The sequence below is a fragment of the Desulfococcus sp. genome, from assembly GCF_050178255.1.
Classification (GTDB): domain Bacteria; phylum Desulfobacterota; class Desulfobacteria; order Desulfobacterales; family Desulfococcaceae; genus Desulfococcus; species Desulfococcus multivorans.
In genome coordinates, this window is sequence record NZ_JBFXGG010000119.1 from 1 (window position 1) to 8,771 (window position 8,771).

Below are 8,771 nucleotides of genomic sequence, written 5' to 3' on the forward strand. Positions count from 1 at the left end.
GCCAATCCGGCCCTGGCGCGGATGCTGGGATACGATTCCGTAGCGGAAGCCGCTTCCGGCATCCATCCTATTGCGGTGGATCTCGCCCGACGCGAAGAACTCCTCTCCGCGACGTCGGCACGGAAGCGCCTCCTGGATATCGAAAGCCGATTCTGCAAAAAAGACGGCGGCGTCATGGACGCGCTGATCCATGTTCGGATCGTTCGGGAAAAGAACGGGTTGCCAAAGCATATCGTGGCGTTTGTCGAGGACGTCGGCGACCGGAAAACCCTCTCACGGGCATTGGCGGAGAGCAGGATCCGTTATCGGAGCGTCTTTGAAAATACGGGCTCTGCAACCATCATCATCGAGAAGGATATGACCATATCCCTGGCCAACACCGGATTTCAGAAGCTCACGGGGTATTCCAGGGATGAGATTGAAGGCAGGATGAAATGGTCCGCCATCATTGCCGATCCGGAAGATCTCGACAGAATGACGACCTACCATTTTAATCGAAGAAAATTGGCCGGGCATGTCCCCATGGAGTACGAATTCATCCTTTCCGGTCGGGAGGGGCGCCGGAAACACGTCGTTGCCCGGGTGGAAATGATCGCCGGTACGGAATGCAGCGTGGCCTCGATTCTCGATATCAGCTCTCTCAAACAGGCAAGACGCAGTCTGCTGGAAAGCGAATCGAAGCTGATCGGCATTGTGGAGGCGTTTGAAGGGTTCATCTACATCTGTTCGTCGGATTACCGGGTCTCTTTCATGAACCGGGCACTGAAGCGTTTTATCGGCAAGGACGGGACGGGTGAATGCTGTTATCAGACGATATACGGCTTGAATGCCCCCTGCGAGTGGTGTGAGAAAAAACGGGTCTTTACCGGCGAAACGGTAACATATGAATTCCGGAGACCCGGGGACAGCCGGTGGTGCTACGCCGTCAGCTCCCCTGTTCTTGACAGGGAAGACGGGGTGACGGGGCAGCAGACGGTCGTCATCGACATCCACGAGCGGAAGCAGGCCGAACTCGCCGTCAAAGAGAAGGATGCATTTCTTCAGAAAGAAAATCAGCGCCTGCGTTCAGCCCTCAAGGAAAGTCGTCATTTCGGAAATATCGTCGGCAAAAGCCCGGTCATGCGACACGTATACGAGATGATTCTGAGAGCCGGGGCAACGGACGCCAACGTCATCATCTACGGCGAATCCGGGACCGGCAAGGAACTGGTGGCCCGAGCCATTCACGACATGAGCGAGCGCGGCGCCCGAAGATTTGTGCCGGTCAACTGCGGCGCCGTTCCGCGGGACCTGATGGAAAGCGAGTTTTTCGGCTACATAAAGGGGGGATTTACCGGCGCCGATAGAGACAAACCGGGATTTTTCGATCATGCCGCCGGAGGCACCCTGTTCCTGGATGAACTGGGGGAAATCTCCGAAGACATGCAGGTGAAACTTCTCCGGGTCCTGGAAGGCGGGGGGTATATCCCCATTGGCGCCCTCGAGTCCCGAAGACCCGATGTCCGGATCATCGCGGCCACCAACCGCAACCTCGCGGAGCTGCGTCGGCAGGGCCGGATACGGGAGGATTTTTTTTACCGGATCCATGTTATTCCGATCTATCTGCCGCCGCTTTGTGAGCGAAGGGAGGATATTCCGCTCCTGGCGGATGCTTTTCTCAAGAAGTACGATCCGTCCGGTCTCGTGAAATTCAGTTCTGTTGAACTCAACATGCTGCACAATTATGACTGGCCGGGGAATGTCCGGGAGCTCGAAAATACGGTCCAGCGCTATGTCAGTCTCAATTCACTCGATTTTCCGGGAGATCCGTACCGACACGGATCGGCGAGCGCCCGGAGCGCCACGGACAATGCCCGGGATACCCAGGGCCGGCTTGGGGATGCCGTGATGGATTTCGAGAAAAAATATGTCGCCGACATCCTGGAGCGGTGTCGGTGGAACCGGACCGAGGCCGCCGCGCTTCTCGGTATCGGACGAAAGACGCTCTACCTGAAAATCAAGCGTCTCGGCATCCGCAGGAATTCCTGAAGATAGAGACTGAAGGCTGAAGGCTGAAGACTGAAGGGGTGCATCTGTGACGTAGGGAACGTTCAGGCCCTTTCAGTCTTCACTCAACTGTCGACTTTCATGATGGTAACCGGAAAGAGGTGCCGGGAGGATACGGTCCGTGCCCCTTCAGCGGTGAGTTTTAGTGCGGCTTAAGCGCCGCGGCGGATCAGCGGCCCGGACTGTTTGAGCGCAGCGAGTTTCCGGGCCGCCCGGAGCAAGCTTTAGCGGCACTTGAACGAAACCGCGTGGGGCGCGGGCCGTATCCTCCCGGCACCGGCCCATGAAAGTCGAAAGTTGAGTGAGTTATTCTTTACTCAATCGGGTCATTTATGCCTCACAGACGCTTTTTGATCGTCTTTTAAATACGTTACGGTAAATCTGTTTTGTGAATGGGTAACAAACAACCCACCAGCTCCCGCTCTCCTTTTCTCCCCTCTATTTTTATAACTGTTTGATTTGAAAATATAAAAATATTTCCTCCGACTGGAGGCACAGCTTTTGCTTTTATGAGCGGCTTGAAAAGCAACGGTTTCTTTTTGTTTACCGGAAGCCGCGTGTTGTGTGGCGGCTGAACCCTGAATCGATCAATGGAGGAAAAAAATGACCATCGGAAAAGTATGCGTGCTCGGTGCGGGAATTATGGGCGCGGGCATCGCTCAGGCATCGGCGCAGGCGGGTCTTGAAACGACCATGCGCGACATCGAGGATCGTTTTGTAGATAACGGGATGGAGATCATCCGGAACAATCTGGCCAGGAGCGTTTCCAAAGGCAGGATGGAAAAGGCCGCCGCCGACGAGATCATGGCGCGCATTACCGGCACCACCGACCTGAAAGCGGCCGCGGGGGATGCCGACCTGGTCATCGAGGCCGTCATCGAGCGGATGGATATCAAAAAAGAGGTTCTTAAAGCACTCGATGCCCTGTGCCGGCCGGATACCCTTTTCGCCTCAAACACCTCCGGCCTTTCCATCACGGAGATGGCCGCCGCCGTCAAGCGTCCCGAAAGGGTGATCGGTATGCATTTTTTCAATCCCGTCCCGGTGATGAAACTGGTGGAGCTGATCCGGGGCTTTGTCACCTCGGATGAGACCCTTCGCCTCAGCAGGGAATTTGTCGAGAAGATCGGAAAGACGCCGGTGGAGGTCAAGGAGGCCCCCGGATTCGCCGTCAACCGCATTCTCTGTCCCATGATCAACGAAGCCGTCTTTGTCCTCGCCGAGGGGATCGCATCGGCCGAAGACATCGACCGTTCGATGATGCTGGGCGCCAACCACCCCATAGGCCCCCTTGCCCTGGCCGACATGGTGGGCCTGGATACGCTGCTCCTGGTTCTGGAAGGCTTTCACCGGGAGTTGGGAGAGGACAAATACCGTCCGGCGCCGCTCTTGAGGAAGATGGTGAGGGCCGGTCACTTCGGGCGAAAGAGCGGCAAGGGTTTCTACGATTATAGGAAGTAGAGGCTGAAGGCTGAAGACTGAAGGCTGAAGGGGTGCGTCCGCGGTGAATGGAGCGTTGATGCCCCTTCAGTCTGAACCTTTGATGAATTTATATTTGGAGGCATTATGGCCCAGATTATCGCGGACCGCAGGGACGTGGATTTCGTACTTCACGAGCAACTGGCGGTCGAAAACCTGTGCAGGCATGAACGGTTTGCCGATTTCAACCGAAAAACAGTGGACCTGGTCATATCCGAGGCCCGCAACCTGGCCGTCAAGGAGATGTTGCCCGCCCTGAAAGCCGGGGATGAGGAGGGATGCACCTTTGAAAACGGCAGGGTTGCGGTTCCGGAGGCCTTTCACCGGATCTACGCCCTTTTCAGGGAAGGGGAGTGGATCGCCATGTCCGACGACCCCCGGTGGGGCGGCCAGGGGATGCCGACGACCGTCTCCCTGGCGGCGAAAAACTATTTTCACGGTGCCAATTTCCCCTTTGTTCTGACCATCCTGCTGGCCCACGGCGCCGGGAAGCTGGTGGAAAAGTTCGGTACGGACCGGCAGAAGGCCCTTTATCTGAAAAAAATGTACTCCGGAGAGTGGGGCGGGACCATGCTGCTGACGGAGCCCGAGGCCGGCTCTGACGTGGGCGCGCTGACGACCACGGCCGTGAGGAACGACGACGGCACCTACAGCATCACCGGCAACAAGATTTTCATCTCCAGCGGAGAGCACGACCTCGCGGAAAACATTATCCATCCGGTCCTGGCGCGGATCGAGGGGGCTCCGGCCGGGACTGCCGGGATCTCGCTGTTCCTGGTGCCCAGGATATGGGTCCATGACGACGGCAGCCTCGGAGAGCCCAATGACATCGTCTGCACCGGCATCGAGGAAAAAATGGGCATTCACGGCAGCCCCACCTGCTCCATGACGCTGGGCGCCAAAGGGCGTTGCCGGGGAACGCTCCTGGGGCAGGAAAACAAAGGCATGCGGGCCATGTTCGTGATGATGAACGAGGCCCGCCTCGATGTGGGCATGCAGGCCCTGGGGTGCGCCTCGGCCTCGTATCTGAACGCCCTGAACTACGCCCGGGAGCGCGTTCAGGGGCGTGACCTCCAGGCGCCGGGCAAGGATGCGCCGGGCGTTCCCATCATTCAGCATCCGGACGTGCGGCGGATGCTGCTCGGCATGAAGGCCGTCACCGAGGGATGCCGGAGCCTCCTCTTCTACATCGGGTGGTGCGAGGATATGATCCGGGTCAGTGATGACGCGGCTGAAAAGGCCCGGTACCAGGGGCTGATCGATGTGCTCATTCCCATCGCCAAAGGCTATGTCACGGACAGGGCCTTCGAGGTGTGCAGCCAGGGCGTCCAGATTTACGGCGGATACGGGTACACCCGGGAGTATCCCCAGGAACAGTATCTCAGGGACTGCAAGATCACCCATATCTACGAGGGCACCAACGGCATCCAGGCCATGGACCTTCTGGGGAGAAAGCTGGGCCTGAACAACGGGAGGGCCTTCGGGGATCTGACGGCCGAAATCCGAAAAACCCTCGACGCCGCGGGCAATCACCCCGACCTTGCGGAACTGGCCGGGGAGACGGCGGCGGCTTGCACCCAACTGACGGAGACGGCCCGCCACATCGGCCTGATGGCCGGATCGGAGCGGATGACGACGGCCTTCGCCCATGCCTATGGCTTTATGGAGGTCACCGGCGACGTGGTGATGGCCTGGATGCTGCTCTGGCGGGCGCTCGTGGCTGCGGAAAAGCGCCGGGAAGGGGTAAAATCGAAGGACGCAAGCTTCTATGAGGGACAGATCGCCGGGGCACGGTTCTTCATTCGGACGGTGCTGCCCGTCAGCCTTGGCAGGATGGCGGTGATTCTCCGCGGGGACGGTATCGCAGTGGAGATCCCCGATGACGCTTTTGCCGGAAAATAAGAAAGGACAGGAAAAATGAAGGATGTTGTCATCGTTTCAGCCTGCCGAACGGCCATCGGGTCCTTCGGCGGAACATTGAAGGATATGAACGGCGCCCAGCTCGGCGGCATTGTCATGAAAGCGGCGGTGGAGCGGGCCGGCATCGATCCGGCCTTGATCGACGACGTTCGATTCGGGTGTTGCATGGAGCACCACGACACCCTGAATGTCACCCGCGTCGCCGCCCTCCTGGCGGGCATCCCCGATGCGGTCCCCGCCGTCACCATCAACCGGGTCTGCATTTCAGGCATGGAGGCCGCCGTTTCGGGCATGGCCATGATCCAGGCCGGCATGGCCGACATTATCCTCGCCGGCGGCGTCGAACACATGTCCGGCGTGCCGTATGTCGTTCCCGGGGCCCGATGGGGGTGTCGTCTTCAGGATCAGGCCTTTGAGGACGCCCTGATTCATGCGCTCCAGTGCGGTTCGCGCCTCATCCCGTTCTCCGAAGACAGCCCGGTCGACACCCATAAATCCCCTGCCGACATGTTCCTGGGGCAGCCCTATATCATGGGCCAGACCGCTGAGCTGGTGGCCCAGCACCTGAACATCAGCCGTGAAGAGATGGATGAGGTGGCGTTGAGAAGCCACAACAATGCCGAGCGGGCCACCCGGGACGGGGCTTTCCAGGCGGAAATCGTGCCGGTGACGGTGCCCCGGCGAAAAAAAGAGCCGGTGATCTTTGACAAAGACGAGCATTTCCGCCCCGGCATCACCCTGGAACAACTGCAGAAACTGCCGCCGGCCTTTGTCCCGAAGATCGGAAAGGTGACGGCCGGGAACGCCAGCGGCCTCAATGACGGTGCCGCGGCCATGATCATCATGTCCGCTGAAAAGGCCGGGGAATTGAACCTGTCGCCCATCGCCAGGATCAGGGCATCGGCCCGGGGGGCCTGTCACCCGACGGTCATGGGACTTTCTCCGGTTCCCGCCGTGAAGAACCTCCTGAAAAACACCGGTATGACGATCGGGGATTTCGAACGGGTCGAACTCAACGAAGCCTTTGCCGCCCAATATATCGGGTGCGAACGGGAACTGGGCCTCAAGCGTGAGATCACCAATGTCAACGGATCCGGCATCGGCCTGGGCCACCCGGTGGGCGCCACCGGCTGCCGGATCATGGTGACGCTGCTCCACGGCATGAAACAGCAGGGCAAAAGCCTGGGACTCGCCACCCTTTGCGGGGGCGGCGGCGTCTCGATGGCCGTTGTACTGGAAATGATGTAATGAACCGGAGGACATGATAATGCAGACACCATCACTATCGGCAGAGGACAAATCAAGGTACGGCACGCTCAACAGGGAGAACCTCGATTTTCTCATGAACCGCTACAACCGGGTGAACCGATGGGTCATCGCGGATATGATCCGGAGGAGCTGCTATCACTATCCGGACAAGACGGCCGTCGTCTTCGGCGAAAAATCCATGACGTACAGGGAACTCGAAGAGGCGAGCAACCGGGTGGCCAACGGCCTCGCGGACCTGGGCGTGAAGAAGTACGACCGTGTCGCCATCCTGGCCCACAACACCATCCATCATGTGCTGACATGGCTGGGGTGCTGCAAGATCGGCGCGATCTACCTGGCCGTCAACTACCTGCTCAAGGGCAAGGATATCGCCTATTGCATCGATCACTCCGAAAGCCGGGTGTTCGTTGTCGAAGATGCCCTGCATCACCTGGTTTCGGATGTTCTGGACGGCATGAAGACGGTGCGGAATCTGATCTGGTCCGACGATATGGCCGGCCAGGCCCCGCCGGACGACCGGTTCATGAATTTCGAGACCTGGTACAAAGCCTGTCCGGCGGAGGAGCCCAGGGTGATCCTCCGGATCGAGGATCCCTGCCAGATGACCTACACCAGCGGCACGGAGTCTCTCCCCAAGGGCGTGATCATCAGCAACCAGGCGCTCATGGCCGAGTACATGGGGGCCATCATCGACGGGAGATACGGTGCGGACGACATCAACGTCAATGCGCTCCCCATCTATCACTGTGCCCAGCGGGACGTTTTCATGAATCCCATATTCTGGGTCGGCGGGACCAATGTCCTCATGGCCCCGGATATCGGCGATATCCTGAAGACCATCGCTTCCCACAAGGCCACCATGTTCTTCGCCCCGCCCACGGTCTGGATCGGGATGATGCGCCATCCGGATTTCGACACATACGATCTGTCCTCCCTGAAAAAGTGCTACTACGGCGCCTCCATCATGCCGGTGGAGATCCTCAAGGAGATGCTGAAACGCCTCCCCGGGGCCGGTATCTGCAACTACTACGGCCAGACGGAGCTGGCCCCTTACCACACCATCCTGAAAGCCGAAGACGCCCTGTCAAAACTGGGATCGGCCGGCATGGGCGGTTTGAACATGGAGACCCGCCTGGAGGACGATCTCGGCAATGCCGTCGAGGTCCCGGGCGTTCCGGGGGAGATCTGCGGCAGGGGACCCCATGCCATGATCATGTATTTCAAGGATCCGGAAAAGACCGAGGACGTCATGCGGGGCGGGTGGTTCCACTCCGGGGACATCGGGATCCTGGACGAGGATCGGTATGTTGCCGTAGTCGATCGCAAAAAGGATATGATCAAGACCGGCGGCGAGAACGTGTCCACCCGGGAGGTGGAGGAAATCATCTATCAGGACCAGCGGGTGGAGGAGGTTGCGGTCATCGGCGTGGATCATGCCAAGTGGGTGGAGGCGGTCACCGCCGTTGTGGTTCCCCGGAAGGGAAAGACGATAACCGAAGAAGAGATCATTCAACGCTGCCGTGAACATCTGGCGCCCTTCAAGGTTCCCAAAAAGATCGTCTTCATGGAAGCGCTCCCCAAGACGCCCACGGGCAAGATCCTGAAGCGCGAGATGCGAAAGACCTACAAGGACATGTTTCTGGAAGAATAGCCGAAGGCTGCCATCCGGCGACTTCAGGCTCACGGATGCTCGTGGTCGTGAGGTTCGCTGTCGTGCCCCGGGTGGGGGTGCTCGTGGTATCGGAGGGGCGCGTGGTCGTGGGCTTTGTCGCCGCCGTCGTGCCGATGAACGAAGCGGTGGGGGTGTTCGTGGACGTGCTCGTGGGGATGGGTGTGCACCATCCCGCCGTGACGGTGGGGATGTTCGTGGCGGTGCCGGTGAGGGTGGCTGTGCTCGTGTTCGTGCTGCAGCTCCCGGATGGCGCCGCTGCAGTCCCGCCGGTAGGTGAAGGCGAGGCCGTTGAGGCTGCCCAGGGCCTCGTCCCGCATGAATTCCCGGGTCGGCACGTCGCAGCCGATCACCCCCTGGTGCATGACCAGGGTGCGGCGGGTCAACT

5 protein-coding genes and 1 pseudogene are annotated in these 8,771 nt (G+C 59.4%); 5 read left to right on the plus strand and 1 reads right to left on the minus strand.

Annotation, left to right across the window (positions count from 1 at the left end):
- From AB7S84_RS14855 to AB7S84_RS14875, 5 genes are all read left to right on the plus strand, one after another.
- Nucleotides 1–2,028, plus strand: a 2,028-nt coding sequence (locus AB7S84_RS14855) for a sigma 54-interacting transcriptional regulator (RefSeq protein WP_428155402.1), incomplete at its 5' end; no start/stop codon positions are given.
- Nucleotides 2,029–2,649: 621 nt separating this feature from the next.
- Entirely contained in the window at nucleotides 2,650–3,507 is an 858-nt protein-coding gene (locus tag AB7S84_RS14860; protein WP_020877218.1) for a 3-hydroxybutyryl-CoA dehydrogenase, read from the plus strand.
- A gap of 105 nt (nucleotides 3,508–3,612) precedes the next feature.
- Nucleotides 3,613–5,427, plus strand: a complete 1,815-nt coding sequence (locus tag AB7S84_RS14865; protein WP_020877219.1) for an acyl-CoA dehydrogenase — start codon at nucleotides 3,613–3,615, stop codon at nucleotides 5,425–5,427.
- Between the two features lie 15 nt (nucleotides 5,428–5,442).
- Nucleotides 5,443–6,693: a thiolase family protein gene (locus AB7S84_RS14870; RefSeq protein WP_020877220.1), complete on the plus strand. Its 1,251-nt coding sequence runs from the start codon at nucleotides 5,443–5,445 to the stop codon at nucleotides 6,691–6,693.
- A 19-nt stretch (nucleotides 6,694–6,712) separates the two neighbouring features.
- Nucleotides 6,713–8,365, plus strand: a complete 1,653-nt coding sequence (locus AB7S84_RS14875; protein WP_020877221.1) for an acyl-CoA synthetase — start codon at nucleotides 6,713–6,715, stop codon at nucleotides 8,363–8,365.
- 29 nt (nucleotides 8,366–8,394) lie between these two features.
- Here AB7S84_RS14875 and AB7S84_RS14880 read toward each other — a convergent pair.
- Nucleotides 8,395–8,771 (minus strand): annotated as a pseudogene (locus AB7S84_RS14880) (ABC transporter ATP-binding protein); the annotation flags it as partial.